23 protein-coding genes and 1 pseudogene are annotated in these 26,368 nt (G+C 74.7%); 12 read left to right on the top strand and 12 right to left on the bottom strand.

Going from position 1 to position 26,368, the window contains the following annotated elements; genetic code table 11:
* Window positions 1-53 precede the first annotated feature (53 nt).
* Entirely contained in the window at window positions 54-1,520 is a 1,467-nt protein-coding gene (locus Cph01nite_RS03060) for a glycoside hydrolase family 15 (RefSeq protein ID WP_239068996.1), read from the bottom strand.
* A 238-nt stretch (window positions 1,521-1,758) separates the two neighbouring features.
* On the opposite strand from Cph01nite_RS03060, the gene groL reads away from it, so the two are divergent.
* On the top strand, window positions 1,759-3,387 hold the full coding sequence (gene groL / locus Cph01nite_RS03055; protein ID WP_203670992.1) for a chaperonin GroEL: 1,629 nt from the start codon (window positions 1,759-1,761) through the stop codon (window positions 3,385-3,387).
* Between the two features lie 154 nt (window positions 3,388-3,541).
* Here the strand turns inward: groL and Cph01nite_RS03050 are convergent, their stop codons facing one another.
* Entirely contained in the window at window positions 3,542-4,039 is a 498-nt protein-coding gene (locus Cph01nite_RS03050; RefSeq protein WP_203670987.1) for a hypothetical protein, read from the bottom strand.
* A 27-nt stretch (window positions 4,040-4,066) separates the two neighbouring features.
* Window positions 4,067-5,296 carry a pyridoxal phosphate-dependent aminotransferase gene (locus Cph01nite_RS03045; protein ID WP_203670986.1) on the bottom strand — a complete coding sequence of 410 codons (1,230 nt, stop codon included), beginning with the start codon at window positions 5,294-5,296 and terminating at the stop codon, window positions 4,067-4,069.
* A gap of 192 nt (window positions 5,297-5,488) precedes the next feature.
* On the opposite strand from Cph01nite_RS03045, the gene Cph01nite_RS03040 reads away from it, so the two are divergent.
* The gene (locus Cph01nite_RS03040) at window positions 5,489-6,037 is read left to right on the top strand and encodes a hypothetical protein (RefSeq protein ID WP_203670981.1); all 549 of its coding nucleotides are present in this window, start codon (window positions 5,489-5,491) and stop codon (window positions 6,035-6,037) included.
* 88 nt (window positions 6,038-6,125) lie between these two features.
* On the opposite strand, the gene Cph01nite_RS03035 is transcribed toward Cph01nite_RS03040, so the two are convergent.
* The 6 genes from Cph01nite_RS03035 to Cph01nite_RS03010 all read right to left on the bottom strand — a co-directional run bounded on the left by Cph01nite_RS03035 (window position 6,126) and on the right by Cph01nite_RS03010 (window position 11,042).
* Window positions 6,126-6,917, bottom strand: a complete 792-nt coding sequence (locus tag Cph01nite_RS03035; RefSeq protein ID WP_203670979.1) for an urease accessory protein UreD — start codon at window positions 6,915-6,917, stop codon at window positions 6,126-6,128.
* Entirely contained in the window at window positions 6,914-7,726 is an 813-nt protein-coding gene (ureG, locus tag Cph01nite_RS03030) for an urease accessory protein UreG (RefSeq protein ID WP_203670970.1), read from the bottom strand. Before ureG ends, Cph01nite_RS03035 begins: the two co-directional genes overlap by 4 nt.
* On the bottom strand, window positions 7,719-8,231 hold the full coding sequence (locus Cph01nite_RS18975; RefSeq protein WP_239068995.1) for an urease accessory protein UreF: 513 nt from the start codon (window positions 8,229-8,231) through the stop codon (window positions 7,719-7,721). Before Cph01nite_RS18975 ends, ureG begins: the two co-directional genes overlap by 8 nt.
* Window positions 8,232-8,619: 388 nt before the next feature.
* A complete protein-coding gene (locus Cph01nite_RS03020) occupies window positions 8,620-10,323 on the bottom strand; it encodes an urease subunit alpha (RefSeq protein WP_203670966.1) in 1,704 nt (567 codons plus the stop codon).
* Window positions 10,324-10,662, bottom strand: coding sequence for an urease subunit beta (gene ureB, locus Cph01nite_RS03015; protein ID WP_203670964.1), 339 nt, complete (start codon window positions 10,660-10,662; stop codon window positions 10,324-10,326). It abuts the gene before it with no gap.
* Window positions 10,663-10,739: 77 nt separating this feature from the next.
* Window positions 10,740-11,042: an urease subunit gamma gene (locus Cph01nite_RS03010; protein WP_203670962.1), complete on the bottom strand. Its 303-nt coding sequence runs from the start codon at window positions 11,040-11,042 to the stop codon at window positions 10,740-10,742.
* A gap of 224 nt (window positions 11,043-11,266) precedes the next feature.
* Between Cph01nite_RS03010 and urtA the strand changes: the two genes are divergently transcribed.
* From urtA to Cph01nite_RS02980, 6 genes are all read left to right on the top strand, one after another.
* Window positions 11,267-12,553 (top strand): urea ABC transporter substrate-binding protein, encoded by a 1,287-nt coding sequence (gene urtA / locus Cph01nite_RS03005; protein ID WP_239068994.1) that lies wholly within the window; start codon window positions 11,267-11,269, stop codon window positions 12,551-12,553.
* 120 nt (window positions 12,554-12,673) lie between these two features.
* The gene (urtB, locus tag Cph01nite_RS03000; RefSeq protein WP_203670960.1) at window positions 12,674-13,558 is read left to right on the top strand and encodes an urea ABC transporter permease subunit UrtB; all 885 of its coding nucleotides are present in this window, start codon (window positions 12,674-12,676) and stop codon (window positions 13,556-13,558) included.
* The gene (gene urtC, locus Cph01nite_RS02995) at window positions 13,555-14,745 is read left to right on the top strand and encodes an urea ABC transporter permease subunit UrtC (protein ID WP_239068993.1); all 1,191 of its coding nucleotides are present in this window, start codon (window positions 13,555-13,557) and stop codon (window positions 14,743-14,745) included. Before urtB ends, urtC begins: the two co-directional genes overlap by 4 nt.
* Window positions 14,742-15,644: an urea ABC transporter ATP-binding protein UrtD gene (urtD, locus tag Cph01nite_RS02990; protein ID WP_203670958.1), complete on the top strand. Its 903-nt coding sequence runs from the start codon at window positions 14,742-14,744 to the stop codon at window positions 15,642-15,644. The genes urtC and urtD overlap by 4 nt, the downstream gene beginning before the upstream one ends.
* Window positions 15,644-16,339, top strand: coding sequence for an urea ABC transporter ATP-binding subunit UrtE (gene urtE, locus Cph01nite_RS02985; RefSeq protein WP_203670956.1), 696 nt, complete (start codon window positions 15,644-15,646; stop codon window positions 16,337-16,339). Before urtD ends, urtE begins: the two co-directional genes overlap by 1 nt.
* A 28-nt stretch (window positions 16,340-16,367) precedes the next feature.
* On the top strand, window positions 16,368-17,090 hold the full coding sequence (locus Cph01nite_RS02980; protein WP_239068992.1) for a GntR family transcriptional regulator: 723 nt from the start codon (window positions 16,368-16,370) through the stop codon (window positions 17,088-17,090).
* Between the two features lie 4 nt (window positions 17,091-17,094).
* Here the strand turns inward: Cph01nite_RS02980 and Cph01nite_RS02975 are convergent, their stop codons facing one another.
* Window positions 17,095-17,229 carry a methionine/alanine import family NSS transporter small subunit gene (locus Cph01nite_RS02975; protein ID WP_203670952.1) on the bottom strand — a complete coding sequence of 45 codons (135 nt, stop codon included), beginning with the start codon at window positions 17,227-17,229 and terminating at the stop codon, window positions 17,095-17,097.
* Window positions 17,226-18,836 (bottom strand): sodium-dependent transporter, encoded by a 1,611-nt coding sequence (locus Cph01nite_RS02970; protein ID WP_203670950.1) that lies wholly within the window; start codon window positions 18,834-18,836, stop codon window positions 17,226-17,228. Before Cph01nite_RS02970 ends, Cph01nite_RS02975 begins: the two co-directional genes overlap by 4 nt.
* Window positions 18,837-19,028: 192 nt before the next feature.
* Here Cph01nite_RS02970 and uca point away from each other — a divergent pair, with 192 nt between their 5' ends.
* The 3 genes and pseudogenes from uca to Cph01nite_RS19310 all read left to right on the top strand — a co-directional run.
* Complete coding sequence (gene uca, locus Cph01nite_RS02965) at window positions 19,029-22,661, top strand: urea carboxylase (RefSeq protein WP_203670948.1); 3,633 nt, start codon at window positions 19,029-19,031, stop codon at window positions 22,659-22,661.
* On the top strand, window positions 22,658-24,490 hold the full coding sequence (atzF, locus tag Cph01nite_RS02960) for an allophanate hydrolase (protein ID WP_203670942.1): 1,833 nt from the start codon (window positions 22,658-22,660) through the stop codon (window positions 24,488-24,490). Before uca ends, atzF begins: the two co-directional genes overlap by 4 nt.
* A gap of 154 nt (window positions 24,491-24,644) precedes the next feature.
* Window positions 24,645-25,277: pseudogene (locus tag Cph01nite_RS19310) on the top strand (energy-coupling factor ABC transporter permease); the annotation flags it as partial.
* A 221-nt stretch (window positions 25,278-25,498) separates the two neighbouring features.
* Here the strand turns inward: Cph01nite_RS19310 and Cph01nite_RS18970 are convergent.
* The gene (locus Cph01nite_RS18970; RefSeq protein ID WP_308439414.1) at window positions 25,499-25,882 is read right to left on the bottom strand and encodes a DUF4031 domain-containing protein; all 384 of its coding nucleotides are present in this window, start codon (window positions 25,880-25,882) and stop codon (window positions 25,499-25,501) included.
* Between the two features lie 185 nt (window positions 25,883-26,067).
* Between Cph01nite_RS18970 and Cph01nite_RS02950 the strand changes: the two genes are divergently transcribed.
* Window positions 26,068-26,358 (top strand): WXG100 family type VII secretion target, encoded by a 291-nt coding sequence (locus tag Cph01nite_RS02950; RefSeq protein ID WP_203670938.1) that lies wholly within the window; start codon window positions 26,068-26,070, stop codon window positions 26,356-26,358.
* The last annotated feature ends 10 nt before the right edge of the window (window positions 26,359-26,368 follow it).

Here is a 26,368-nt window from a genome sequence, read left to right as displayed (position 1 = left end):
CGGCCCGGTCGCCGCGGTGCCCGGGCCGTCGGTGTGCCCGGCGTGCGCGCCCGTCAGGCCGCGTGGTGGTCCAGGGCGTCGATCGCGAGCAGCACGCACGCCGCGCTCCACCCCAGCGGCGCGACCGCGGCGGGGGCGCCGTCCGCCAGCAGCTTCTCGGGGATCGCTCCCGACGGCGTGCGGTGGCGGTCGACGACGTCCAGCCAGCGTCGCGCGCCGTCGGCGTCCCCCTGCTCCGCCGCCACCCACGCGTACAGGGTCGTCTGCGGGGTCCACGACACGCCGTCGCGCCGCCAGCCGCCCCCCGGTGCCAGGCCCTCGGCCGGGCGCAGCATCGACGGGACCGAGGCCGACCACGCCGCGTGGGCACCCGGTGGTGCCTCACCCCAGAAGGGCGCGAGGACGAAGGCGCTGGCGGCGTCCGGCACCGTGCGGGTCGCGTAGCGCCCGTAGCCCGTCGGCCCGAACGCGTCGACGACGGCCTGGCGCGCCCTGGCGGCCCCGGCGGCGGCCGTCGCCGCGGCAGCCGGCCGGCCGGCGGCCTCGAGCACGACGACGGCCTGCTCCAGGCCCGCGACGAGCGGCGCGGCGGTGCCCAGCGTCACCTCGTGCTCGACGACCTCCCAGTAGTCGGGGGACGCGGGTGGCAGACCTCCCGCGACGAGGGACCCGGCCCGCCGGGCGGACCTCTCCACGAGCGGTGCGAGGCGCTCCGCGGCCGCGGCCCGGTCGTCGGGTGGCACCTCGGCGAGCACGAGGCCGGCCGCCCACATGGCCCAGCCGGTGCCGTCGGTCTGCACGCCGCGGTCGTCGGGCGGGCCGGAGCCGTCGGGGAGGTAGCGCGCCTGGAACGACCCGTCGGGCGCCTGGACGCGCGCGAGGAAGTCGAGCACCGCGAGCGCGTCGGGCACGTGCCCGGTGCGGGCCAGGGCGACGGCGACGAACGCCGAGTCGCGGGGCCACACGTACCGCCACCGGCGCGACCAGCCGGCCACGACGACCCCGTCGGCGACGGTCAGCGAGTGCAGGTCGAGCAGGGCGGCACGGGCCAGGGCCTCGTGCGGGCCGCCCGCGCCGGGCAGCTCGCCCGCCGCGAGCCACGCCAGCTGCTCCGCGGCCGCGGCCGCGGCTGCGCGCGGGCCCAGGGGCGCGGTCGTCGTGGGTGTCGCGCCGACGGCGGCGGCGAGGGCGGCCACGCCCGGGTCCGGCACCCGGGTGCCGGGCAGGTACACGGCGTGGGCCTGCGCGGGAACGCCGGCGCGGGCACCGCCGGGCAGCACCGACACCGCCTGCTGGTAGAGCGGGATCTGCGCGTGCGCGGCGACGCCGACGCCGGTGCCCACCCCGCCCGTGGCTCCGGTCCCGGCCGCCACCGGGCCGGCGTCCGGCGTGGCGTCCGGCGTGGACCGGCCGGGGAGTGCGGGGCCGCTGGTCGCCGTCACGAGCAGGGCCGCGGCCAGCACGACGACCGCGCAGGCGCGGGCGCGCCGGGCGCGGCTCACGACGACGGCGTCGGGCACACCACGCACCTTAGGGCTTCGCGCAGGGCGGACGGCAGGACCACCCCGGGACCAGCCTGCTGCTTGCACTCGGCGGGGTCGAGTGCTAACCATTGACTTAGCACTCTCCGGTGGAGAGTGACAGAACACCCGGCCGTCAGGTGAGGGTCGTCGCGAGCGGGACGTGAGCGCGCGCGACGGTCCGTCCGTCGCGGGCACCGACCGGCCACCCACGAACCGGAAGAAGGATCACAGCCCCATGGCCAAGATCATCGCCTTCGACGAGGAGGCCCGGCGGAGCATGGAGCGCGGGCTCAACGTGCTCGCCGACACCGTCAAGGTCACCCTGGGCCCGAAGGGCCGCAACGTCGTGCTCGACAAGAAGTGGGGCGCGCCGACGATCACCAACGACGGCGTCTCCATCGCCAAGGAGATCGACCTCGAGGAGCCGTTCGAGCGCATCGGCGCCGAGCTCGTCAAGGAGGTCGCCAAGAAGACGGACGACGTCGCCGGTGACGGCACGACGACCGCGACCGTGCTGGCCCAGGCGCTCGTGCGCGAGGGTCTGCGCAACGTGGCCGCCGGCGCCAACCCGATCGCCCTGAAGAAGGGCATCGAGAAGGCCGTCGAGGCCGTCACGGCCCAGCTCCTGGCCCAGGCCAAGGACATCGAGACCAAGGAGGAGATCGCCGCCACGGCCGCCATCTCCGCCGGTGACCCCGCGATCGGCGAGCTCATCGCCGAGGCCCTCGACAAGGTGGGCAAGGAGGGCGTCATCACCGTCGAGGAGTCGAACGCCCTCGGCCTGGAGCTCGAGCTCACGGAGGGCATGCGCTTCGACAAGGGCTTCCTGTCGGCGTACTTCGTGACGGACCCGGAGCGCCAGGAGGCGGTCCTCGAGGACGCGTACGTCCTGCTCGTCGAGTCCAAGGTCTCGAACGTCAAGGACCTGCTGCCGCTGCTGGAGAAGGTCATCCAGGCCGGCAAGCCGCTGCTCATCGTGGCCGAGGACGTCGAGTCCGAGGCGCTGGCGACGCTCGTCGTCAACCGCATCCGCGGCATCTTCAAGTCCATCGCCGTCAAGGCGCCGGGCTTCGGCGACCGCCGCAAGGCGATGCTGCAGGACATGGCCGTCCTCACCGGTGGCCAGGTCGTCTCCGAGACCGTCGGTCTGAAGCTGGACCAGGTCGGCCTCGAGGTCCTCGGCACGGCGCGCAAGGTCGTCGTGACCAAGGACGAGACCACGATCGTCGAGGGCGGCGGCGACGCCGGCCAGATCGCCGGTCGCGTCAACCAGATCCGTGCCGAGATCGACAACTCGGACTCGGACTACGACCGCGAGAAGCTCCAGGAGCGTCTCGCCAAGCTCGCCGGCGGCGTCGCCGTCATCAAGGCGGGCGCGGCGACCGAGGTCGAGCTCAAGGAGCGCAAGCACCGCATCGAGGACGCCGTGCGCAACGCGAAGGCGGCCGTCGAGGAGGGCATCGTCGCCGGTGGTGGCGTGGCCCTCATCCAGGCCGGCAAGCTCGCGTTCGAGAAGCTCGAGCTCGAGGGCGACGAGGCGACCGGTGCCAACATCGTGAAGTACGCGGTGGAGGCCCCGCTCAAGCAGATCGCCATCAACGCCGGCCTCGAGGGCGGTGTCGTGGCGGAGAAGGTCCGCAACCTCCCGTCCGGGCACGGCCTCAACGCCGCGACCGGCGTGTACGAGGACCTGCTCGCCGCGGGCGTCAACGACCCGGTGAAGGTCACGCGCTCCGCGCTGCAGAACGCGGCGTCGATCGCGGCCCTGTTCCTCACCACGGAGGCCGTCGTGGCCGACAAGCCGGAGAAGTCGGCCCCGGCCGGTGGCGGCGGCGGTGGCGAGGACTTCGGCGGCGGGTTCTGACGCAGCTGAGCACCACCTGAACGGTCCGACGGCCGGTCACCCCCTGGGGGTGGCCGGCCGTCGGCGTTCGTGCTCGGTGCGGGTGACCGCGGCGACCCCGCGGGTCGCCGGTGATCCGGTGGCGGCTCAGCGGTGGCGGCTCAGCGGTGGTGGCTCAGCGCGGCGGTGGTGCGTCCGTCGAGGGCGGGGCCGGGGGAGCGGGCGGGTCGTAGGGCGAGGCCGGTGCCGGAGGCACGGGCGGGGCGGGCGGCTGGGCCCCGGACGGCGCCGGGTACCCGGGCGCGCCGTAGCCCTCGGTGGGGTAGCCGTACGCCCCGTACCCCGAGGCGCCGTACCCCGTCGTCCCGTAGCCCGATGCCCCGTCGCCGTACGGGGTGCCGCTCAGCTGCGCGAGCCGCGCCTCGGCCTCCCGCAGGCGGCGCTCCACGGGCCACTCCGTGAAGACGAACAGGATGAGGAAGACGATGTTCGCCAGCGGCACAAGGATCAGCAGGCCGTGCCACAGCGTCCACCCCGCCTTCCTGGCGACGCGCATGTACATGTAGACGGCGAACGCGATGAACGCGATGTAGAGCAGCACACCGACGGTGACGCCGATGGCTTCACCGACACCGGGGCCGGAGCCGGGGGAGGGGTACGAGCTGGGGAGCATGAGGTCCTCGTCGAGGGGGGGATGGGGTCAGCGCGTCTGACGGTACGACGCGAGGAAGTTGCCCATGCGCTCGACGGCCTCGGCGAGGACGCGCGCCTCGGGCAGGGTGACGATGCGCAGGTGGTCGGGGGTGGGCCAGTTGAAGCCCGTGCCCTGGACCAGCAGGATCTGCTCGCTGACGAGCAGGTCGTACACGAGCTGGGCGTCGTCGACGATGCCGAAGACCTCGACGTCCAGGCGCGGGAACAGGTAGAGCGCGCCGTCGGGCTTGACGCACGAGACCCCGGGGATCGCGTTGAGGCCCTCCCAGGCGACCTGCCGCTGCTCGTGCAGGCGACCGCCGGGGGCGATGAGCGCGTCGATGGACTGGACGCCGCCGAGCGCCGCCTGGATCGCGTGCTGCGCGGGCACGTTGGGGCACAGCCGTGTCGAGGCGAGCAGCGTCATGCCCTCGAGGAAGCCCTTGGCGTGCGCCTGCGGCCCGGTGACCACGACCCACCCGGCCCGGTACCCGGCGACCCGGTACGTCTTCGACAGCCCGTTGAACGTCAGGCACAGCAGGTCGGGTGCCACGCTCGCCATGGGGATGTGCACGGCGCCGTCGTACAGGATCCGGTCGTAGATCTCGTCGGCGAGGACGAGCAGGCTGTGCTCACGCGCGATGTCGGCGATCTGCTCGAGGACCTCGCGCCGGTACACCGCGCCCGTGGGGTTGTTCGGGTTGATGACGACGATCGCCTTGGTGCGCGGCGTGATCTGCTCGCGGATGTGCTCGACGTCCGGCTCCCACCCGTTCGACTCGTCGCACCGGTAGTGCACGGGCCTGCCGCCGGACAGGCTCGTCATGGCCGTCCACAGCGGGTAGTCGGGCGACGGGATGAGCACCTCGTCGCCCTCGTCGAGCAGGGCCTGCAGCGTCATGGTGATGAGCTCGGAGACGCCGTTGCCCAGGTACACGTCGTCGACGTCGAACACCGGGAAGCCGGGCACGGTCTCGTACCGCGTGACGATCGCCCGGCGGGCGGACAGGATGCCGCGCGACTCGGTGTACCCGTGCGCGTGCGGGACCGCGGCGATGACGTCGGCGACGATCTGGTGCGGCGCGTCGAACCCGAACGCCGCCGGGTTGCCGGTGTTGAGCTTGAGGACGCGCCGGCCCTCGGCCTCCATGCGTGCGGCCTCGTCCAGTGCCTTGCCCCGGATCTCGTACAGGACGTTCTTCAGCTTGGCGGACTGGTCGAGGGGGCGCAGCGGCATGCTCCGCAGCGTATCGCCGCGTCGTCGGGAGTCGCTGCGGCCACCTCGCAGGAGGTGGCCTGGTCGGCGGGCCGCGGTGACCAGGGCTCGCGGCTTCACCCGCTGCCGAAAGGCTTCGCGCTGCTGCGGGCGACGGGGGTGGTGGCTAGCGTCCGGCGCATCGTGTCGGACGACGGGGTCGAGGGGGACGTGATGCGCGCACGCACAGGGACGACGGGCCGGGTGGTCGCAGCGACGCTGGGGGTGGGACTCGCGGCCGTGCTCGCAGCGGCCCCGGCGACGGCGGCGGCCGTGCTCGAGCCCGTCCCGACGGCCGACCCCGGGCCCGTCGTGCCCGGCCCCGTGCTGCCCGGTCCCGTGCTGCCCGGTCCCGTGCTGCCCGGCCCGATCGTGCCGCGCCCACCGGAGCGGCCCCTGGCGTGGGAGGTCGAGCTGCGGGACTCGTGGCGTTCCCCCAGCTGGAAGCAGGGTGCGGGGCGGACGTCGGTGGCCGTGCACCTCGACTGCGGGAACGTCATCGGCGGCCGGCTGCCGCAGTACTACGTGCAGCTGGTCGCCGAGGGCGGGCCGTCGCTCCCCCCGGTCATGCCGCGGCCCGTGCCCTGCGGGACGACGCACACCCACGTCACCGAGCAGGCGGCGGGGTCGTTCCACCTGCTGCTCATCAAGGCGACGGCCGACGGCAGCGTGCTGCGCGGCAAGGCCGCAGTGAGCGCGCCGCCCCGGGTCACCCCGGCCTGACGCCGGTGGGGACGGTTGCGTCCCGGGTGCTGGGACGCACGGTCCGCGAGACCGGGCTGAGCCACCGCATCCGCACGGATGAGGCCACTCAGCCCGGTCTCGTCGCGGTCTCGTCCCAGGACGCAGCCGGAGGAGGGAACGGGTCGGCCGCCGGGAGCAGGGCGTCACCCGCGGGGCGCGGCGCCGGCAGCGGGACGGGGGCGACCACGCCGACTGCCGCCGCGAGCACGTCACCGAGGTCGGCGTCGTGCGCGTGCACCGACATGCCGCGCAGCATCGTCCCCTCGCCGTCCAGCTGCAGCGCGCACGGGTGCTCGAGCCGTGCCCCGAGGACCAGCACGGTGTCCAGGCACCGCGAGCCGCCCAGCAGGGCGGGGTCGACCACCGCGGCCGGCTCGGCGACGAACGTCTCGACGAGCAGCGGCCGGTCGTCCAGACGCGCGCGCACCGTGGTGCGCACACGGCCGCCGGTCTCACCGGTCCGGCCCAGCACGAGGGTCTCGCGCAGCACGGCCCGGGCGCCCGCCGCGAGCTCGACGTGCGTGAGGCGCAGCACGTCGGCCCCGTCGGCGACGACGAACGGCAGGCTCGGCCACACGAGCACCGCACCGGCCGCGAGCCGCACGTCGACCAGCCACGTGGCCTGACCGCCGCGCATGTCGTACGCCACGGTGCCCGTGACCTCGACGATCTCCAGCGACCGACCGGCCGCGACCTCGACCTCGATGCGCACCCGGTCGCCCGCGAGCAGGAGCGCCTGCGACGCGACCAGGGCGACGCGGGTGCGCCCGTGCTCGTCGGGCAGGCGGCGGGCGCGCACGACGTCGCCGTCGAGCTCGACCCGCCCGTCGGCGGTCAGCGCGACCCGGGTGCGCGTCACCCGCGTCCCGCCGGCTCGTGCTCGTGCGTGTGCGTGACCTGCAGGTCGTCCACCCCCGGGTGCGTGTGCGAGTGCTCGGCCGCGCCGTCGTGGGCGTGCACCAGCACGGCGCCATCCTCGCCCGCGTGCGAGTGCGGCGCCATCGGGCCCGGGTCGACCGGGGTGTGCCGGCCGGCGCGGACCTCGGCCGTCATGCGCCGCACCCAGTCGGTGAGCGCGGCCACGGACGACGCGTCGTGCCGCGACAGCCCGATGACCGGCCCGCCGTCGCGCGCCTGCGACGCGTCGGAGAGCATGCGGGGCACGTCGACCTCGACGTAGGGCGCGAGGTCGGTCTTGTTGACGACCAGCAGGTCGGCGCGGGCGATGCCCGGCCCGCCCTTGCGGGCGACGTCGCCGCCGCCGGCCACGTCGAGCACGAAGATCTGCGCGTCGACGAGCGCGGGCGAGAACGTCGCGGTCAGGTTGTCCCCGCCGGACTCGACGAGCACCAGGTCGAGCGGGCCGTGGTCGCGCTCGAGGTCCTCCACGGCGATGAGGTTGGGCGTGACGTCGTCGCGGATGGCGGTGTGCGGGCACGCGCCCGTCTCGACGGCCCGGATGCGGTCGATCTCCAGCACCCCGGCGGCCCGCAGGATCTGCGCGTCCTCGTCGGTGTAGATGTCGTTGGTGACGACGCCCATCTCGATCTCGTCGGCGAGCTCGCGGCACAGCAGCGCGATGAGCGACGTCTTGCCCGTGCCCACGGGGCCGGCGACCCCGAGCCGGAACGCGCGGGCGGGGGTGGCGGTGGTGACGGGCTCAGCCATGGAACAGCCTCCGGGTGGTGCGGGCGTGGGCCTGGGCCCACGCGTCGGTCATCGGTGCGCCGGCCGACGGGATGTCGTCCGGGTCGGTCAGGTGGGTGACGCTGCGCGCCATCGCCACGACGGCGGGGTGCAGGTCCAGCACCCACCGGGTCGTCGTGGCGGGGTCGAGCGGGGTGAGCTTGAGCGCGGCGGACGCGATGGTCTGCACGTCGTCGTACCCGACGAGCAGCGCGACCTGGAGCGCGTCGAGCCCGGTGACGGCGCCGATCGCCCCCGCGACCACGGGCCGCGGCGGCGCGGCACCGGGGGCGAACGCCCCGGCGAGCTCGTCGGGCCACAGGGTGAGCGCGAGGCGCAGGTAGCCGCGGCCGAGTCGACGTGCGGCGTCCCGCACCGCGGGGCTGGGGGTGCGGGCGGCCCACGCGTCCTCGACGGGTGCGAGGTCGCGCCGGTCGAGCCAGAGGTGCCGCGCGACGACCGCCGCGCCCGCTTCGGTCGCGGTCACCGTCCGCAGCCGCGTCGCCGCCAGCACGGGGATCCGCCCGACGTCCTCCCCCCTCCGCCGTCCCACCCCACCCGGCGTCACCTCCCCACCCCCGCCACCAGGGCGTGAGAGAGCAATCGAGCCGGGGCCCGGGTGGCCGGATCGCTCTCTCGCGGCAGGGGGTGGGGTGGGGGACAGGAGACCGGCCAGGACCGCGGGCTCGAGTCCGGCGGAGTGGGCGTGGGCGCCCGTGGGCAGGCGGGCGTCGGCCAGCATCGCGAGGACCAGCTGCGCGGACGCGCCCGTGGCCGGATCGCTCTCTCGCGCCTGGGGGAGGGGTGGGGCGGCCGGATTGCTCTCTCGCGCCTGGGGGTGGGGGCCGGGGTGGGGTGGGGTGGGTGGGGGCATGTCAGAACATCGAGTAGAGCTGGGCGAGGGGCAGGACGTCGGCCGGGGCGGGCTCGACGACGTCGCCGTCGATGCGGATGGTGAACGTCTCGGGGTCGACCTCGATGCGCGGCAGGGCGTCGTTGTTGACCATCTGCGCCTTGCCGACGTCGCGCGTCGGCCGGACGCCCTCGAGGCGTCGACGCAGGCCGAGCCGGTCGGCCAGGCCGTCCTCGAGCGCGGCCGGGGCGACGAACGACACGGACAGGTCCGCGCCCGTCGCGTCAGCGAACGACGGCCGCATGAGCACCGGCTGCGGGGTGGGGATGGACGCGTTCGGGTCGCCCAGCGCGGCCCACGCGATCGCGCCGCCCTTGACCACCACGTCGGGACGGACGCCGAAGAACCGGGGGTCCCACAGCACCAGGTCGGCGAGCTTGCCGGCCTCGACGGACCCGACCTCGTGGTCGATGCCGTGCGCGACCGCCGGGTTGATCGTGTACTTCGCGACGTACCGGCGAGCGCGCTCGTTGTCGGCCGGCATGCTCGCCGACAACGGCCCGCGCCGGTGCTTCATGACGTGCGCGACCTGCCACGTGCGCGTGATGACCTCACCGATGCGGCCCATCGCCTGCGCGTCCGACGACGTGATCGACAGTGCGCCCATGTCGTGCAGCACGTCCTCCGCGGCGATCGTCGTCGCGCGGATGCGGGACTCCGCGAACGCCAGGTCCTCCGGCACCGACGGGTTGAGGTGGTGGCAGACCATGAGCATGTCGAGGTGCTCGGCCACGGTGTTGACCGTGTGGGGGAGCGTCGGGTTGGTCGAGCCGGGGATGACGTGCGGCAGCGAGGCAACCGTGAGGATGTCGGGTGCGTGCCCGCCGCCGGCGCCCTCGGCGTGGAACGCGTGGATGGACCGGCCGGCGATCGCGCCGACGGTCGACTCGACGAACCCGGCCTCGTTGAGCGAGTCGGAGTGCAGCGCGACCTGCAGCCCCCAGTCGTCCGCGGCCCGCAGCGCGGCGTCGATCGCGGCGGGGGTCGACCCCCAGTCCTCGTGGACCTTGTACCCGCCGGCGCCGGCCAGCGCCTGCTCGGCCAGGCCCTCGGCGCTGACGGTGTTGCCCTTGGCGAGGAGCAGCAGGTTGACCGGCAGCGCGTCGAGCGCGCGGTGCAGCGCGCGCAGGTGCCACGCACCGGGCGTCACGGTGGTCGCCTTCGAGCCCTCCGACGGGCCGGTGCCGCCCCCGGCGAGCGTCGTCAGGCCCGTCGCGAGCGCCTCGTGCACCTGGGACGGGGACAGGAAGTGCACGTGGACGTCGATGCCGCCGGCCGTGAGGATGCGGCCCTCGCCGCTGATGACGTCGGTCGACGGGCCGATCCGCAGGTCCGGGTGCACGCCGTCCGCGACGTCGGGGTTGCCGGCCCGGCCCAGGGCGACGATGCGCCCGTCGCGGATGCCGACGTCGGCCTTCACCACGCCCCACCAGTCGAGCACGAGGGCGTTGGTGATCACCGTGTCCGGGGCGCCCTGGGCACGCGTCGTCGACCCCTGCGCCATGGACTCGCGGATCGACTTGCCGCCGCCGAACACGGCCTCCTCGCCGCCGACGGTCAGGTCACGCTCCACCTCGATCCACAGGTCGGTGTCGCCGAGGCGCACCTGGTCGCCCGTCGTCGGGCCGTACAGCGCCGCGTACCGGGCGCGGGAGATCTCGACCATCTAGAGCACACCCCCGTCGGCCTTGCCCCGCTGGATGCCGGGCACCCGGCGGGCGCCGCGGATCGCGACGGCGTCCACGGACCGCGACGCCCCGGGCTCGAACCGCTGCGACGTGCCCGACGGCACGTCGAGGCGGAAGCCGTGCGCGGCCGCGCGGTCGAACGCCAGCGCCGCGTTCGCGTCGGGCAGGTGCAGGTGGGAGCCGATCTGCACGGGCCGGTCGCCGGTGTTCTCGACGACGAGGGTGAGCCGCTCGTGCGGGGCGCGGTCGCCGTTGAGCACGACGGTGCCCTCCCGCGTGCGCACCGCGCCGGGTCCGTCGCCGGACGTGCCTGCCATGGGGTCCTCCGGGTGTCGTCGTCTCGTGAGGTAGCGGTTCCCGGGCCGTGTGTGCCCGGGTTCCTCTCGCTCGCGGGTCAGCTGATGGGGTCGTGGAGCGTGACGAGCTTGCGGCCGTCGGGGAACGTCGCCTCGACCTGCACGTCGTGCAGCATCTCGGGGACACCCGCCATGACCTGGTCGCGCCGCAGCACCGACCGGCCGTCGGTCATGAGCTGGGCGACACCCACCCCGTCGCGGGCGCGCTCGATCACCCAGGTGCTCAGCAGCGCGACGGCCTCGGGGTGGTTGAGCCGCACGCCGCGGGCCAGCCGGTCGCGGGCGACCATGCCGGCGACGGCCAGCAGCAGCTTCTCGGAGTCGGCGGGGGTGAGCCTCATGCACCGCACCCTAGGCCCGTGCACGCGGCTGTATCCCCATCGGTATACAGCCGAAACGGGATGTTTACAGGAACCGTCGAACCCGCGAAACACGGCGTCCCTAGCGTCCTCGGCCATGGGCACCGGCCTGTATACGCCGCGGGACACAGCGCGGTGGCACGCGGTGGGTCGGCGCCCGAGCCCGGCACCGCCCGCCAGCTCGTCCTGAAGCGAAAGGCACACCGTTGACCACACACACCCTCCCCCTGCGGACGACCCGGAAGCGCGCGCTCGCCCTGTCGGCCGCCGCGCTCGCGGCCGCCCTCACGCTGTCGGCGTGCGGCGGTGCGCGCACCGCCGAGGGCACGGCCGGTACGGCGTCGGCCTCCGGTGGCGCGTCCTGCGTCGACACGTCCGGCGACTCGATCAAGATCGGGTTCCTCAACTCGCTGTCCGGCACCATGGCCATCTCCGAGCAGACGGTCCGCGACTCCCTCGACCTGGCTGCGGAGGAGATCAACGCCGCCGGCGGTGTGCTGGGCAAGCAGCTGCAGATCGTCGCGGAGGACGGCGCGTCCGAGCCGACCGTCTTCGCCGAGAAGGCCGAGAAGCTCATCTCCTCCGACTGCGTCGCCGCGGTGTTCGGCGGCTGGACGTCCTCCTCGCGCAAGGCCATGCTGCCCGTCTTCGAGTCGAAGAACTCGCTGCTGTTCTACCCCGTGCAGTACGAGGGCCTCGAGGCGTCGCCCAACATCTTCTACACCGGCGCGACGACCAACCAGCAGATCATCCCCGGCATGGACTACCTCGCCGAGCAGGGCAAGAAGAAGGTCTTCCTCGTCGGCTCGGACTACGTGTTCCCGCGCACGGCGAACAAGATCATCAACGCGTACGCCGAGGCGAACGACATCGAGATCGTCGGCGAGGAGTACGCCCCGCTCGGGCACACCGACTTCGCGACGATCGTCAACAAGCTCAAGTCGTCCGGCGCGGACGCGGTGTTCAACACCCTCAACGGTGACTCCAACGTCGCGTTCTTCAAGGAGTACAAGAACGTCGGCATGACCGCGGACACCGTGCCGGTCGTGTCGGTGTCGATCGCCGAGGAGGAGGTCGGCGGCATCGGCGTCGACAACGTCGTCGGGCAGCTCACCGCGTGGAACTACTACCAGACGGTCGAGTCGCCGGAGAACGAGACGTTCGTCGCGGCGTTCAAGGAGAAGTACGGCGAGAACCGCCCGACCTCCGACCCGATGGAGGCCGCGTACACCTCGCTGTACCTGTGGAAGGGCATGGTCGAGAAGGCCGGGTCGTTCGACGTCGCCGCGATCCAGGAGGCCGCGGACGGCGTGAGCTTCGACGCCCCGGAGGGCACCGTCACGGTCAACGGCGACAACCACCACATCGCCAAGACCGCGTACATCGGCGAGATCGGGCCCGACGGCCTCATCTACTCGATCTGGGAGTCCGACGGCCCGATCGAGCCGGACCCGTTCCTCGAGGGCTACGACTGGGCCGAGGGCCTGTCCTGACCCGCGTCCCGCACGCACCGACGCACCCCTGAGCGCGGTGGCCCGGCCGGTCCGACCCCTCGGCCGGACCGGGCCACCGCCTCGCGGGTGCGTCGCCCACCCCACGGAAGGCGGCGCCGCATGGACGCCCTGTTCTCCCAGCTCTTCGCGGGACTGAGCCTCGGCTCGGTGCTGCTGCTCGCGGCGCTCGGCCTGGCCCTGACGTTCGGCCAGATGGGCGTCATCAACATGGCGCACGGCGAGTTCATCATGGCCGGCGCGTACACGGCGTTCGTGCTGCAGGCCTTCATCCCCGACGCGGGCGTCTCCCTGCTCGTGGCGCTGCCCGTCGGGTTCGTCGTCGGCGGCCTGCTCGGCCTGCTGCTGGAGGTCACGCTGATCTCCCGGATGTACCGAAGGCCCTTGGACACACTCCTCGTGACGTTCGGTGTCGCGCTCGTGCTGCAGCAGCTGGCGCGCGACGTCTTCGGCGCCCCGAACGTCGACGTCCGCGCCCCGGCCTGGCTGTCCGGCGCCGTCCCCTTCCTCGGGATGAACCTGCCGAAGACCCGCCTGTTCATCCTGGGCCTGGCGATCGCGTGCGTCGTCGTGCTGTCCCTCGTCCTGAAGCTCACGTCGCTCGGCCGGCGGATCCGCGCGACCGTGCAGAACCGCGACCTCGCGGAGACGTCGGGTGTCTCCACGCGCGCGACGGACCGCCTCACGTTCTTCGTCGGCTCGGGCATCGCGGGGATCGCGGGCGTCGCGCTGACGCTCCTCGGGTCGATCGGGCCCACCCTGGGGACCAACTACATCGTCGACGCGTTCCTCGTGGTCGTCGTCGGCGGCATCGGGCAGCTCAAGGGCGCCGTCATCGCGGCGTTCTCGCTGGGCCTGCTGCAGGCGACGTTCGAGTACTCGACGACCGCGAGCCTGGCCAAGGTGCTGCTGTTCGTCGTCATCGTCGCGTTCCTGCAGGTCCGCCCGCAGGGCCTGGTCTCGGTCCGCACCCGGAGCCTGGCGTGAGCGCCGCGACGGGCACGGCGACGACGCCCTGGTGGCAGCGCTCGACGGTGCGCGTGGCCGGTGGCGTCGCCGTCGCCGCGGTCGTGCTGTTCGGCATCGCGCCGGCGGTGCTCTCGGACTTCCGGCTCAACCTGCTCGCCAAGTTCCTGTGCCTGGCGATGGTCGCGGTCGGCATCGGCCTGGCGTGGGGCCGCGGCGGCATGCTCGTGCTCGGGCAGGGCGTGTTCTTCGGCATCGGCGGCTACCTCATGGCGATGCACATGAAGCTGGCCGACGCAGGCCCGGGCGGCGTGCCCGACTTCCTGCGCCTGTACGGCGACGGCGTCGTGCCGGGCTGGTGGGAGCCGCTGCGCAGCCCCGTCGTGACGGTGCTGGCGATCCTCGTGCTCCCCGCGGGCATCGCCGCGCTGCTGGGGCTCGCCGTCTTCCGCCGACGGGTGCGGGGGGCGTACTTCGCGATCCTGTCGCAGGCGCTCGCCGCCGCGTTCGCGATCCTGCTGGTGGGGCAGCAGAAGGTCACCGGCGGCACCAACGGGCTCAACGGGTTCCGGTCGTTCTTCGGCTACGACCTGGCCGACCCGATCAACAAGCGGATGCTCTACTTCATCGCGGCGGGGGTCCTCATCGCGATGGTCGTGGTGGTGCGCCTGCTGATGAACTCGCGCTACGGCGAGCTGCTCGTCGCGGTGCGCGACCAGGAGAACCGCGTCCGGTTCCTGGGGTACGACCCGGCGAACGTCAAGGTCGTCGCCTACGCGATCGCCGCGTGCTTCGCCGGGATCGGCGGTGCGCTGTTCGCGCCCGTCGTGGGCATCATCTCGCCGGCCGACGTGGGCGTCATCCCGTCCATCGGCTTCCTCGTGGGTGTCGCGATCGGCGGCCGCGCCACCCTGCTCGGGCCCGTGCTGGGTGCCGTCGCGGTGTCCTGGGCGGAGACCGGCCTCTCGGAGCAGTTCCCGTCGTTCTGGACCTACTTCCAGGGGGCGCTGTTCATCCTCGTCGTGGCGTTCCTGCCGCAGGGCTTCGCGTCGCTGGGCACCCTGTGGCGCCGTCGCCGCGGCACCCCCGCCGACGCCCCGGACGACCCGCCGACCACCCACCCGTCCGCCCCGGGGAGCAGCCCCGACGCCGACGACGACGCGCAGCACGCCGCCGACTCGGCCCGCACCGCAGGGAGGCACGCATGAGCGAGCAGACCGGGACCGGCGAGCCCGTCGTCCCGCCCGACGCCACCGGCGGGCTGGACCCCGAGGCGCTCGAGGCCGTCATCGCCGCCCCAGGCGCGCGGTTCCGGCACGACTACCTCGAGATCCGCGACCTGCGCGTCGTGTTCGACGGGTTCGTCGCCGTCGACGGCGTCGACCTCACCGTCACGCAGGGCGACCTGCGCTTCCTCATCGGCCCCAACGGCGCCGGCAAGACGACCATCGTCGACGCGATCACCGGGCTCGCGCCGGCCGCCGGGTCGGTGCAGTTCGGTGGTGTCGAGCTGGTCGGCAAGCCGTCGCACAAGATCGTGCGCGCCGGCGTGGGGCGGACCTTCCAGACCGCGAGCGTGTTCGACGAGCTGACGGTCCTGCAGAACCTCGACATCGCCGCCGGTGCGGGGCGCGGGCCGTGGACGATGCTGCGCCGCCGGCACGTCGTGCCACCCGAGGTCGAGGCCGCCCTGGAGACCGTGGGGCTGACGCAGGTGCGCGACCTGCCCGCGGGCGTCCTGGCGCACGGGCAGAAGCAGTGGCTCGAGATCGGGATGCTGCTGGTCCAGGACGCGCGCCTGCTGCTGCTCGACGAGCCGGTCGCGGGCATGAGCCAGGCCGAGCGCGAGGAGACGGGCCTGCTGCTGCAGCGCATCGGCGAGCAGCGCACGGTGGTCGTCGTCGAGCACGACATGGAGTTCCTGCGGGCGTTCGCCTCGTCGGTGACGGTGCTGCACCAGGGGCGGGTGCTCTCGGAGGGCACCGTCGCGCAGGTGCAGGCCGACCCGCGGGTCGTCGAGGTGTACCTGGGGTCCGGGGCGCACGGCCGCGGACGGGGCATGGCGGCGTCGGCCGCGGAGCCCGCCGCGAGCACGGAGGTGGAGTGATGCTGGAGCTGCGCGGGGTCCATGTCGGGTACGGCCGCACGGCGGTCGTCCACGGGGTCGACGTCGAGGTGCCGGACGGTGCGGTCGTCGCCGTCATGGGGCACAACGGGGCCGGCAAGACGACGCTGCTGCGCGCCGCCGTCGGGCTGCTGCCGGTGCGCTCGGGGAAGGTGCTGCTGGGCGGCGAGGACGTCACGCGGTGGCGGCCGCACCAGCGGGTGCGCGCCGGGCTGGCGTACGTGCCGCAGGGCCAGCAGTCCTTCGGTCAGCTGACGGCGCGGGAGAACCTGCAGCTGGTCGCCGACGTCGCCGGGTCGGCGGGGGCCCGGCGGCTCGACGAGGCGCTGGACCTGTTCCCCGCGCTGCGCGAGCTGCTGGGGCGCCGGGCCGGCCTGCTGTCCGGTGGGCAGCGCCAGCAGCTCGCGATCGCGCGGGCGCTCATCACGGGCCCGCGGCTGATCGTGCTCGACGAGCCGACGGAGGGCATCCAGCCGTCGGTGGTCGCGGAGATCGAGGACGCGATCGTGCAGCTCGCGGGTGCGGGCGGCCTGTCCGTGCTGCTGGTCGAGCAGCACGTGGGCTTCGCGCTCGCGGCGTCGTCGCGGTACTACGTCCTGGAGTCGGGGCGGGTGACCGCGGACGGCGTCGGCGGCGCGGAGCAGGAGGGTGACGTGCGTGCCGCGATGGCGATCTGAGCAGGACGGGGGGGCTAGTGTCGTGATCATGTCGAACGGGCCGCGGGAGCGTGCCGCCGAGGAGCCGACGGTCGCGGTGCCCGGTGGGTCGCTGCGTGAGCACGTCTACCACCGGCTGCGCGACGAGATCCTCAACGGGCGCGTCTCGCCGCGCGAGCGGCTCACCGAGCCGAAGCTGTCGCGGGCGTTCGAGGTGTCCCGCACACCGGTGCGCGAGGCGCTGTCGCGGCTGCTGTCCGACGGGCTCGTCGAGCGCACCGACTTCGGCTACGCGGTGGTCGTGCCGTCGCTGGCGGACCTGCGGGACATGTACGAGCTGCGCATCACGCTCGAGCTGCGGGGCATCGCGCGCGCCATCGAGAACCCGCAGGTGCGCCACGACCGCGCCCTGCTGGGCGCCGAGCTGGCCCGCTGGCAGGAGATGCGCGACGTCGTCCCCGACCCGGACCCGAGCTTCGTGGTCCTCGATGAGGGCTTCCACCGTGCGCTGTCGCAGGCGTCGGGCAACGGGCAGCTGACCGACGCCCTGGTCGGCGTCAACCAGAAGATCCGCGCGGTCCGCATGCACGACTTCATCGAGGACGAGCGCATCACCGCGACCATCACCGAGCACATCGAGATCCTCGACCTCGTGCTCGACGACCGCCTGAGCGACGCCCTGCGCGCGCTGCACCGGCACGTGGGGGAGTCCCTCGAGGTCGTCATGGAGCGCGCGTCGCACGCGATGGCCCGCATGGCGGTCGCGGGCTGACCGCTCAGAGGTCGCGGCGGGGGGCCTCGGTGCGCTCCTCGACGTTGCCGTGCCGCACGAGGCTGATGACCGACAGGGCCAGGCCGCCCCAGATGACGACCATCGCCACCAGCATCATGACGATCGCGATCGTGCTCATCGGTGGTCTCCCTCGTCGTGCACGTCGGCGGGCGTGGCGGTCGGGTGCAGCGGCGCCGTGGGGTCGGAGCCGGGGGGCGGGCCGTCCAGGTGCGTCCCGGGGCGCCACGGCAGACGTCCCAGGAGGAACCCGAGCACGGGCAGCGCCACCACCATGATCCAGCCGAAGGTCACCAGCAGCCACGAGGGGTAGTCGCCGTAGGGTGCGCCGAGGTCGTCGCGGAGCGACAGGACGAGCACGACGGCCAGGCCGAGCGGCGCGACGACGCTGGTGAGCACGCGCCAGGTGGCGCCGACCCGCGGGCGGCCGTGCACGTTGAGGTGGTCGCCGAGCCCGCTCAGCGCCCGGATCGCCCAGACGACGACCAGCATGCTGACCAGCGCGACGACGAGGATCCCGTACTGGTTGACGAAGTGGTCGACGACGTCGAGGACGTAGATGCCGCTCGTCGTGCTGAACAGCACCAGGCTCAGGAGCGCGGCGGGGATGCCGACGGCGAGCGTCGCGGTCAGGCGGCTGGTGTCGAACTTGTCGCGGACCGCGGAGATGACGACCTCGATGACGCTGACGAGCGAGGTGATGCCGGCGATGACCAGGGACCCGAAGAACAGGACGCCGAGCAGGGCGCCGGCCGGGGCCTCGCTGATGATCGTCGGGAACGCGATGAACGCCAGGCCGATGCCGCCGCCGGCGACCTCGTCGACCCCGACCCCGCCGGCCTGGGCCATGAAGCCGAGGGCGGCGAACACGCCGATGCCCGCGAGCAGCTCGAACCCGGAGTTGGAGAAGCCGACGACGAGCCCGGAGCCGATCATGTCCTCGCGGCGTCCGACGTACGAGGCGTACGTGATCATGATGCCGAAGCCGATGGACAGCGAGAAGAAGATCTGACCGAAGGCGGCCGCCCACACCGACGCCGAGGTCAGCGCCGACCAGTCGGGCGTGAAGAGCGCGTCGAGGCCGGCGCCGGAGCCGGGCAGCATGAGCGCCTGGACGACGAGGGCGATGAACGCGAGCACCAGCACCGGGATGAACACCAGCGAGACGGCGCCGATCCCGCGCTGCACGCCGAGAGCCATGATGGCCAGCACGCCCAGCCACACCAGCGCGAGGGGCAGCAGCACCCCGGGGACCACGTCGGTGGTGATCCGGACGTCGCCGGCCTGCAGGAAGTCCCCGAAGAAGAAGGCCTCGGGGTCGGACCCCCACGCCTTGTCGAGCGAGAAGAAGGTGTAGCGCAGCGCCCACGCGACGACGGCCGCGTAGTAGACGGCGATGACGAAGCAGATGGCGACCTGCCACCAGCCCAGGCCCTCGGTGCCGCGGCGCAGCCGCGCGAACGACAGGGGCGCCGACCCGCGGTGGCGGTGCCCGATCGCGTAGTCGAGCAGCAGGAACGGCAGGCCGGCCGTGAGCAGGGCCACGAGGTACGGCACGAGGAAGGCGCCGCCGCCGTTCTCGTACGCCACGTAGGGGAACCGCCAGATGTTGCCCAGTCCGACGGCGGAGCCGATCGCGGCCAGGATGAAGACGCGTCGTGAGCTGAAGGCTCCGCGCCGTCGCTCGCCGTGCGCCTGTCCGGTGGCGTCGTCCGCCGTGGTGCTCATCTCGACCCCTCGCCGTCGTGGTGGGCCGAGCCTGGCAGGCCCGCGGACGACGGGTCAACGTGGGCGGGCCGGGTGTGGGCAGGTCCCGGCACGTAACGCACCGTTCACACCAGGTCGCCTCTGGGGAAACAGCCCCCTCCTACGGTCGGGATACCGGCGTGTATACACGCCTCGCCCGACCCGAAGGACGTCATGTTCGACACCCTGCTCGTGGCCAACCGTGGTGAGATCGCCGTCCGCGTCCTGCGCACCGCGCACGCGCTCGGGCTGCGGACCGTCGCCGTGCACTCGGACGCCGACGCCGCGGCGCCCCACGTGCGGCTCGCCGACGCGGCCGTGCGGCTCGGCCCGGCGCCCGCGTCGGAGTCGTACCTGCGGGCCGACGCCGTGCTCGAGGCGGCCCTCGCGACGGGGGCGGGCGCGATCCACCCCGGGTACGGGTTCCTCTCGGAGAACGCGGGGTTTGCGGCGGCCGTCGAGGCCGCGGGGATCGCGTTCGTCGGCCCGACGCCCGAGCACCTCGCCGTCTTCGGGGACAAGCACCGGGCGCGCGCCGCGGCCCGCGCGGCCGGCGTCCCGCTCGTCGCGGGCAGCGGCCTGCTGCCGGACGTCGACGCCGCGCTCGACGCCGCCGCGCAGGTCGGGTACCCGGTGATGCTCAAGGCCGTCGGCGGCGGCGGTGGGATCGGCATGCAGGCGTGCGACGACCCCGCGCAGCTGCGCGACGCCTACGGGCGCGTCCAGCGGCTCGCCGCCGCGAGCTTCGGCGACGGCGCGGTGTTCCTCGAGCGGTTCGTGCGCCGCGCGCGCCACCTCGAGGTCCAGGTGTTCGGCGACGGCGCCGGGCGCGTCGTCAGCCTCGGGGACCGCGACTGCTCGCTGCAGCGGCGCCACCAGAAGGTCCTCGAGGAGGCACCCGCGCCCGACCTGCCGGACGACGTGCGCGAGCGGCTCGCGACGTCGGCGCGCGCCCTGACCGCGTCGGTGGCCTACCGCTCGGCCGGCACGGTCGAGTACGTCTACGACGTCGAGCGGCGCGAGGTCTCGTTCCTCGAGGTGAACACGCGTCTGCAGGTCGAGCACCCGGTCACCGAGGAGGTCACCGGCGTCGACCTCGTCGGGTGGATGCTGCGCCTGGCCCGGGGCGACGCGGACCTGCGGGACGAGCTCGCCGCACTGCCGGACGAGGGACCCGCCCGCCGGGGGCACGCCGTGGAGGCGCGCGTGTACGCCGAGGACCCGCGCCGCGGCTACCGGCCCAGCGCAGGCCTGCTCACGCACGCCACGTACCCGCCCGGGGTGCGCGTCGACGCGTGGGCGGAGGCCGGTCAGGAGGTCACCAGCCACTACGACCCGCTGCTCGCCAAGGTCGTCGTGCACGCCGACGACCGCGCCGGGGCCCTGCGCGCGGCCGCCGACGCGCTCGCGGGCACCCGGCTGCACGGCGTGGACACGAACCTGCCGCTGCTGCGCGCGGCCGTGGTGCACGACGACGTGCTCGGGGCGGCCCACACGACCGGCACCCTCGCGCAGGTGACGGACGACGAGCCGTGGGTGGAGGTGCTGCGCCCGGGCGTCATGACGACCGTGCAGGACTGGCCGGGGCGCCTGGGGCACTGGGACGTCGGCATCAGCCCGTCGGGGCCGATGGACGACCTGTCGTTCCGGCTCGGCAACGTCGCGCTCGGCAACCCCGAGGGCGCCGCCGGGCTGGAGTGCACGCTCACCGGCCCGCGCCTGCGGTTCAGCCACGCGGCGACGGTGTGCGTGACGGGTGCCGCGGCGCCGGTGAGCGTGGACGGCGTCCCCGTGCCGCAGTGGGAGCCGGTCGACGTGCCGGCGGGCGGTGTGCTCGACGTGGGGACGCCGACGGGCCCGGGGCTGCGCACGTACGTGCTGTGGCGCGGCGGGCTCGACGTCCCGCGGTACCTGGGGTCGGGCGCGACGTTCTCGCTCGGGGGGTTCGGCGGGTACACCGGGCGTGCGCTGGCGACCGGGGACGTGCTGGTGCCCGCGGCCGTGCCGGACGACGCCCCGGTGGCGACGGGCGTGCCGGTCGAGGCCCGCCCGGGGCTGGTGCACGCCTGGGAGCTCGCCGTGCAGGAGGGCCCGCAGCCCGCGCCGACGTACTTCACGCGCGAGGACATGGGGATGCTGTACGACGCGACGTGGCAGGTGCAGGCGCACGCCAACCGCACCGGCATCCGGCTGTCCGGCCCCCGGCCGCGGTGGGCGCGGCCGGACGGCGGCGAGGCCGGTCTGCACCCGTCGAACCTGCACGACAACCCGTACTCGGTGGGGGCGCTGAACGTCTCGGGGGACACCCCGATCCTGCTGGGCCCGGACGGTCCGTCGCTCGGCGGGTTCGCGTGCCCGGTGACGGTCGTCGTGGGGCACCGGTGGAAGCTGGGGCAGATCCGGCCGGGGGACACGGTGCGCCTGGTCCCGGTGCCCGAGGTCACGGCCGACGTGCTGCGCACCTCGATCGTCGCGCGTGCGTCGGCGACGCTGCCCGCCGGCCTGGCCACCGGCCCCGACGGGGACGACGGGGTGCTCGCACGCGTGCCCGCCGACCCGTCCGACCCGCTGGGGCGCCCCGAGGTCGTGTACCTGCGCGGCGCGGACGACAACGTGCTCGTCGAGTACGGGCCCATGGTCCTCGACCTGGGCCTGCGGCTGCGGGTGCACGCGCTCGCCGAGGCGCTGACGGCCCGCGCGCTGCCCGGCGTCGTCGACGTCACCCCCGGCGTGCGCAGCCTGCACGTGCACGTCGACCCGGCGCTGCTGCCGGTGCGCACGCTCGTCCGGCTGCTGGTGGCCCTCGAGGCCGACCTGCCGGCGACCGCGGACCTCGTGGTGCCCTCGCGCCGCGTGCACCTGCCGTTCGCGTTCGACGACCCCGCGGTGGCCGACGCGGTCGCGCGGTACACCGTGGGCGTGCGCCCCGACGCGCCGTGGCTGCCCTCGAACGTCGAGTTCGTGCGGCGGGTCAACGGGCTGGGCTCGGTGGCGGACGTGCTGCGCACCATGACCGAGGCGGAGTACCTGGTGCTCGGCCTGGGCGACGTCTACCTGGGCGCCCCGCTGGCCGTCCCGCTGGACCCGCGGCACCGGCTCATGACGACGAAATACAACCCGGCCCGCACGTGGACCGCGGCCGACACGGTCGGGCTCGGCGGGCAGTACCTGTGTGTCTACGGCATGGACTCACCGGGCGGCTACCAGCTGGTGGGGCGGACGCTGCCGATCTGGTCGGGGCACCGTCAGCACGGGGTCTTCGAGCCCGGCGTGCCGTGGCTGCTGCGGTTCTTCGACCGGATCGTGTGGCACCCGGTGACGGCCGACGAGCTGGCCGAGCAGCGCGCCGCGTTCGCCGCCGGGCGGCTCGACGTGCGCGTCGAGCACGGCACGTTCAGCTACCGCGAGCACCTCGCGCTGCTCGCCGAGCACGCCGACGGGATCGCCGGGTTCCAGGCCCGGCAGGCCGCCGCGTTCGCGGTGGAGCGGGCCGCGTGGGCCGCTGCGGGGGAGCTCGACGCGGCTGCGCAGGACCCGCCGCCCGACGCGGCGACCGGCCCGCAGGTCGTCGAGCTGCTCGACGGCCACGTGCTGGTCGAGGCGCCGATGGTCGGATCGGTGTGGCGCGTGCAGGCGGAGGTGGGTGCCGACGTGCGCGAGGGGGACCTGCTCGTGGCCCTGGAGGCGATGAAGCTCGAGCTGGAGGTCGCCTCCCCGTCCGACGGGCGGGTGGTGCAGGTGCTCGTGCAACCGGGTCAGCAGGTCGGTCCGGGGGCCCCGCTCGCGGTGCTGGCGGTGACGGCATGAGCGCCACGACGCAGCCGACGACGACGCAGCCGACGACGACGCAGCCGGCGACCACGCAGCCGACGACGGCCCTCGCCCCCGACGGCCCCGCCGTCGCCCGCGTGCGCGCCGCGTACGCCCGCGTCCGGGAGGTCGACCGCCCCGAGGTGTGGACCCTGCTGCTGCCCGAGGCGCGGGCGCTGGCCGCCGCCGCCGCGGTCGACGCGCAGGTCGCCGCCGGGGTGGACCTGCCGCTCGCGGGGACGACCGTGGCCGTCAAGGACAACATCGACGTCGCCGGCCTGCCGACCACCGCGGGCTGCCCGTCGTACGCGACCGACCCGCGGGGGCGGCCCGGCCCGGCGGCACGCACCGCGCCCGCCGTGCAGGCGCTCGTCGACGCCGGCGCGGTGGTGCTGGGCAAGACCAACCTCGACCAGTTCGCGACCGGCCTGGTCGGCACGCGCAGCCCGTTCGGCGCGGTGCGGCACGCGACGCTGCCCGACCGGGTCTCCGGCGGGTCGTCGTCCGGGTCGGCGGTCGCCGTGGCGCTGGGAGTCGCGGACATCGGGATCGGCACGGACACCGCGGGCTCCGGCCGGGTCCCGGCCGCGTTCCACGGCCTGGTCGGCATCAAGACGACGGTGGGCCTGGTGCCCACGGACGGGGTCGTGCCCGCGTGCGCGTCGTACGACGTCGTCACGACCCTCACCCGCGACCTGGTGACCGGGGCCCGCGCGACGCGTCTCATGGTCGACGCCGCGCGGGACGCCGGCCCGGCGCGGCGCGGCTGGCCGGCGGACGTGCGGGTGGCCCTGCCCGACGCGCCCGTCGTCGCCGTCCCGCGGGCCGCGGACCTCGCGTCGCTGACGCCGGCGTGGCGCACCGCGTTCGCTGCGGCGGTCGCGCGGGTGCGCGACGTGGGCGCCCGGACCGTCGAGGTCGACGTCTCGGGGATGCTGGCGGCCGCGCGCCTGCTGTACGACGGCGCGATCGTCGCCGAGCGGTACGCGGCCGTCGGGGACTTCCTCGAGACCCGTCCGGCGGACGCCGACCCGACGGTCGCGGCCATCGTGCTGGCGGGTGCGGACGTGCCGGCGGCCGCGTACGTGCGGGACCGTGCCGCCCTCGACGCCGCCCGGGACGCCGCCCTGGCGCTGCTCGACGGGTGCGACCTGCTGCTGCTGCCCACGACCACCGAGCACCCCACGCTGGCGGAGGTGGCGGCCGACCCGGTGGGCGTCAACAAGCGCCTGGGCACCTACACGAACTTCGTCAACCTGCTCGACCTGGCGGCCGTGGCCGTCCCGGCGGGGGAGGCCGGCGGCGGCCCGTTCGGTGTCACGGTGCTGGCCCGGGCCTTCGACGACCAGCTCGCGCTGGACCTGGCCGCGCGCGCGCTCGCGGGGCCGGAGGAGCCTGCGACCCTCGACGCGCCGCTCGTCGTCGCGGGCACGGTCGAGCTGCTGGTCGTCGGCGCGCACCTGCGGGGGCAGCCGCTGCAGCACGAGCTGACGGCCCTCGGCGCGCGGTTCGTGCGGACCGCGCGCACCTCCGACGCGTACCGGCTGCTCGCGCTGCCGACCAGCCCGCGCAAGCCGGGACTGGTCCGGGCGGGGCCGGGCCGCGGGGCGACGATCGCGGGCGAGGTCTGGCGCCTGGCGCCCGGTGCGCTCGGGGCCTTCCTGGCGGCCCTGCCGGCACCCATGACCCTCGGCCCGGTCGACCTGGCGGACGGGTCCCGGGTCGTCGGGTTCGGGTGCACGGCGCAGGCCGCGGCCGAGGGCGTGGACGTCACCGACGCGGCCGGCTGGCTCGCCGCGCTGGACCGAGGCCTGGTGCCCCGGTGAGCCGGGCGTCCCGCACGGGCGCGCGCCGACCCGACCACCAGCGACCCGACCACCGCCGACCCGACCACTCCGGTCGCGATCCCGGGTCCACCCACGTGAGCCCGTCCCGCCCGTCCACCGCCGCCCGACCTGCGGACCACGAAGGAGCTCGACCATGCACGTTCCCGACCAGTACCTCAACGACCCGGTCTCCGTGACGACGGCGGCGCTCGCCGGCGCCGTCGTCGTGGGTGCCGCCGTGCGCGCCCGCCGTGACGGGGTCCGCGCCCCGCACCCGGCCACGATCGGGGCGACGACGGCCGCCGTGTTCGGCCTGCAGATGCTCAACTACCCCGTCGCGGCGGGTACCAGCGGTCACCTGATGGGTGGTGCGCTCGCCGCGGCGCTGCTCGGGCCGGCCTGGGGGCTGCTGTCGGTCACCGTGGTCCTCGTCGTGCAGGCGGTGGCCTTCGCGGACGGCGGGCTGACGGCGCTGGGCACCAACACGCTGCTCATGGCGGTCGTCGGGGTCCTCGTCGGCTGGGGCGTCGGCCGCGCCGCGGTGGCCCTGGCCCGTCGCAGGTCCGCCGCCGAGCCGGACCCCCGGGTGGTCGGGCCGGTCGCGGCCGCGGCAGGCGGGGCCGCGGGTGTCGTCGTCGCAGCGGGCGTGTTCGTCGGGCTGTACGCCGTCGGCGGCACGGTCGGCGTACCGCTCGGCACGCTGACCGCCCGGATGCTCGGGGTGCACGCGCTGATCGGGCTGGGGGAGGCCGTGATCACGGGCGCGGTCGTCGCGCTCGTCGCGGCGGTGGCGCCGGCGGCGCTCGCGCTGACGGCCCGCGACGGGCTGCCCGCGCGCACGGGCGGGTGGGCTCCGGCGGGCGTGCTCGCGGGGATCGCGGGCGTGTCGGCGCTGGCGCTCTCGTCGGTCGCGTCCGCGGCGCCCGACGGCCTGGAGGCGACCGCGCAGGCGGTCGGGTTCGCCGGCGCGGCCCGCGACCACGCGCTGGCGGGGCTGCCGCTGGCGGACTACGGCGAGGCGGGCGGGGTGCTGCTCGGCGTGGCCGGTGCGGTCGGCGTCGTGGCGTGCGTCGCGCTCGCGGCCGCGCTCGCGGCGGCGCTGAACCGGCCTCGCGCGGCCGTCGGGCGGTGACGCTCGCCGGCGGTGACGCGCAGCCCTGAGGCGCGCAGCCGACGCACCAGCTCGCGGGTGCCCACCGGCTGCGCGCCCAGCGCGACCACGTCGTCCCACCGCTCGGCCGGCACGTCGTAGTGGTCGTGGTCGAACGCCCGCCGCGGGATCCCGGCGCGCGCCGCGAACGCGTGCAGCTCGGCGTACGACGAGTCGCTGACGAGGTGGCCCCACACGGTGCCGTGGTTGGGCCACAGCGGGGGGTCGACGAGCACGGTCACGCACCGAGGCTACGAGACGCCCACCGGTCCCTGGCCCCACGGCCCGGTCGACCCGTCCCCAGCCCCCGGACGGGCGGCGGGCATCCCCAGGGGCGGGCGGCGCGCCACCGCGCCGCCACGGCGCTCCCTAGCGTCGTCGACGTGGGTGCCGCACCGTGCGGCACGACGGGCACCAGGAGGACTCCATGAGCAGGTACGAGGTCGACAGCGCACAGCTCGACGGGTCGGCGGCGGCCGTCCTGGCGCGCTCCGCGAGCATCCAGGCCGAGGTCGCGGCGATGCAGCGACAGCTGGTGGAGCTGCAGGCGACGTGGCGCGGCGGTGCCGCCGGGGCGTTCGGTGCCGTGGTCGCGGAGTGGAACGTGACGCAGACGCGCGTGGAGCAGTCCCTCGCGCAGATCGCGCAGGCGATGCAGGCGGCCGCGCGCACCTACGCCGAGGCGGAGGCGCATGCCTCACGGCTCTTCGCGCACTGACGGCGCGGGC

It is taken from the genome of Cellulomonas phragmiteti (assembly GCF_016862775.1).
Lineage (GTDB): Bacteria > Actinomycetota > Actinomycetes > Actinomycetales > Cellulomonadaceae > Cellulomonas > Cellulomonas phragmiteti.
The sequence above is the reverse complement of the archived record's forward strand: the minus strand, read 5'-3'. Positions and strand labels throughout refer to the sequence as shown.

What these genes read in the sequence shown, in the direction of transcription:
- groL (WP_203670992.1), top strand. Translation starts at nt 1,759, where the DNA reads ATGGCCAAGATCATCGCCTTCGACGAGGAGGCCCGGCGGAGCATGGAG.
- Cph01nite_RS03050 (WP_203670987.1), bottom strand. Translation starts at nt 4,039, where the DNA reads ATGCTCCCCAGCTCGTACCCCTCCCCCGGCTCCGGCCCCGGTGTCGGT.
- Cph01nite_RS03045 (WP_203670986.1), bottom strand. Translation starts at nt 5,296, where the DNA reads ATGCCGCTGCGCCCCCTCGACCAGTCCGCCAAGCTGAAGAACGTCCTG.
- Cph01nite_RS03040 (WP_203670981.1), top strand. Translation starts at nt 5,489, where the DNA reads ATGCGCGCACGCACAGGGACGACGGGCCGGGTGGTCGCAGCGACGCTG.
- ureG (WP_203670970.1), bottom strand. Translation starts at nt 7,726, where the DNA reads ATGGCTGAGCCCGTCACCACCGCCACCCCCGCCCGCGCGTTCCGGCTC.
- Cph01nite_RS03020 (WP_203670966.1), bottom strand. Translation starts at nt 10,323, where the DNA reads ATGGTCGAGATCTCCCGCGCCCGGTACGCGGCGCTGTACGGCCCGACG.
- ureB (WP_203670964.1), bottom strand. Translation starts at nt 10,662, where the DNA reads ATGGCAGGCACGTCCGGCGACGGACCCGGCGCGGTGCGCACGCGGGAG.
- Cph01nite_RS03010 (WP_203670962.1), bottom strand. Translation starts at nt 11,042, where the DNA reads ATGAGGCTCACCCCCGCCGACTCCGAGAAGCTGCTGCTGGCCGTCGCC.
- urtB (WP_203670960.1), top strand. Translation starts at nt 12,674, where the DNA reads ATGGACGCCCTGTTCTCCCAGCTCTTCGCGGGACTGAGCCTCGGCTCG.
- urtD (WP_203670958.1), top strand. Translation starts at nt 14,742, where the DNA reads ATGAGCGAGCAGACCGGGACCGGCGAGCCCGTCGTCCCGCCCGACGCC.
- urtE (WP_203670956.1), top strand. Translation starts at nt 15,644, where the DNA reads ATGCTGGAGCTGCGCGGGGTCCATGTCGGGTACGGCCGCACGGCGGTC.
- Cph01nite_RS02980 (WP_239068992.1), top strand. Translation starts at nt 16,368, where the DNA reads ATGTCGAACGGGCCGCGGGAGCGTGCCGCCGAGGAGCCGACGGTCGCG.
- Cph01nite_RS02975 (WP_203670952.1), bottom strand. Translation starts at nt 17,229, where the DNA reads ATGAGCACGATCGCGATCGTCATGATGCTGGTGGCGATGGTCGTCATC.
- Cph01nite_RS02970 (WP_203670950.1), bottom strand. Translation starts at nt 18,836, where the DNA reads ATGAGCACCACGGCGGACGACGCCACCGGACAGGCGCACGGCGAGCGA.
- uca (WP_203670948.1), top strand. Translation starts at nt 19,029, where the DNA reads ATGTTCGACACCCTGCTCGTGGCCAACCGTGGTGAGATCGCCGTCCGC.
- atzF (WP_203670942.1), top strand. Translation starts at nt 22,658, where the DNA reads ATGAGCGCCACGACGCAGCCGACGACGACGCAGCCGACGACGACGCAG.
- Cph01nite_RS02950 (WP_203670938.1), top strand. Translation starts at nt 26,068, where the DNA reads ATGAGCAGGTACGAGGTCGACAGCGCACAGCTCGACGGGTCGGCGGCG.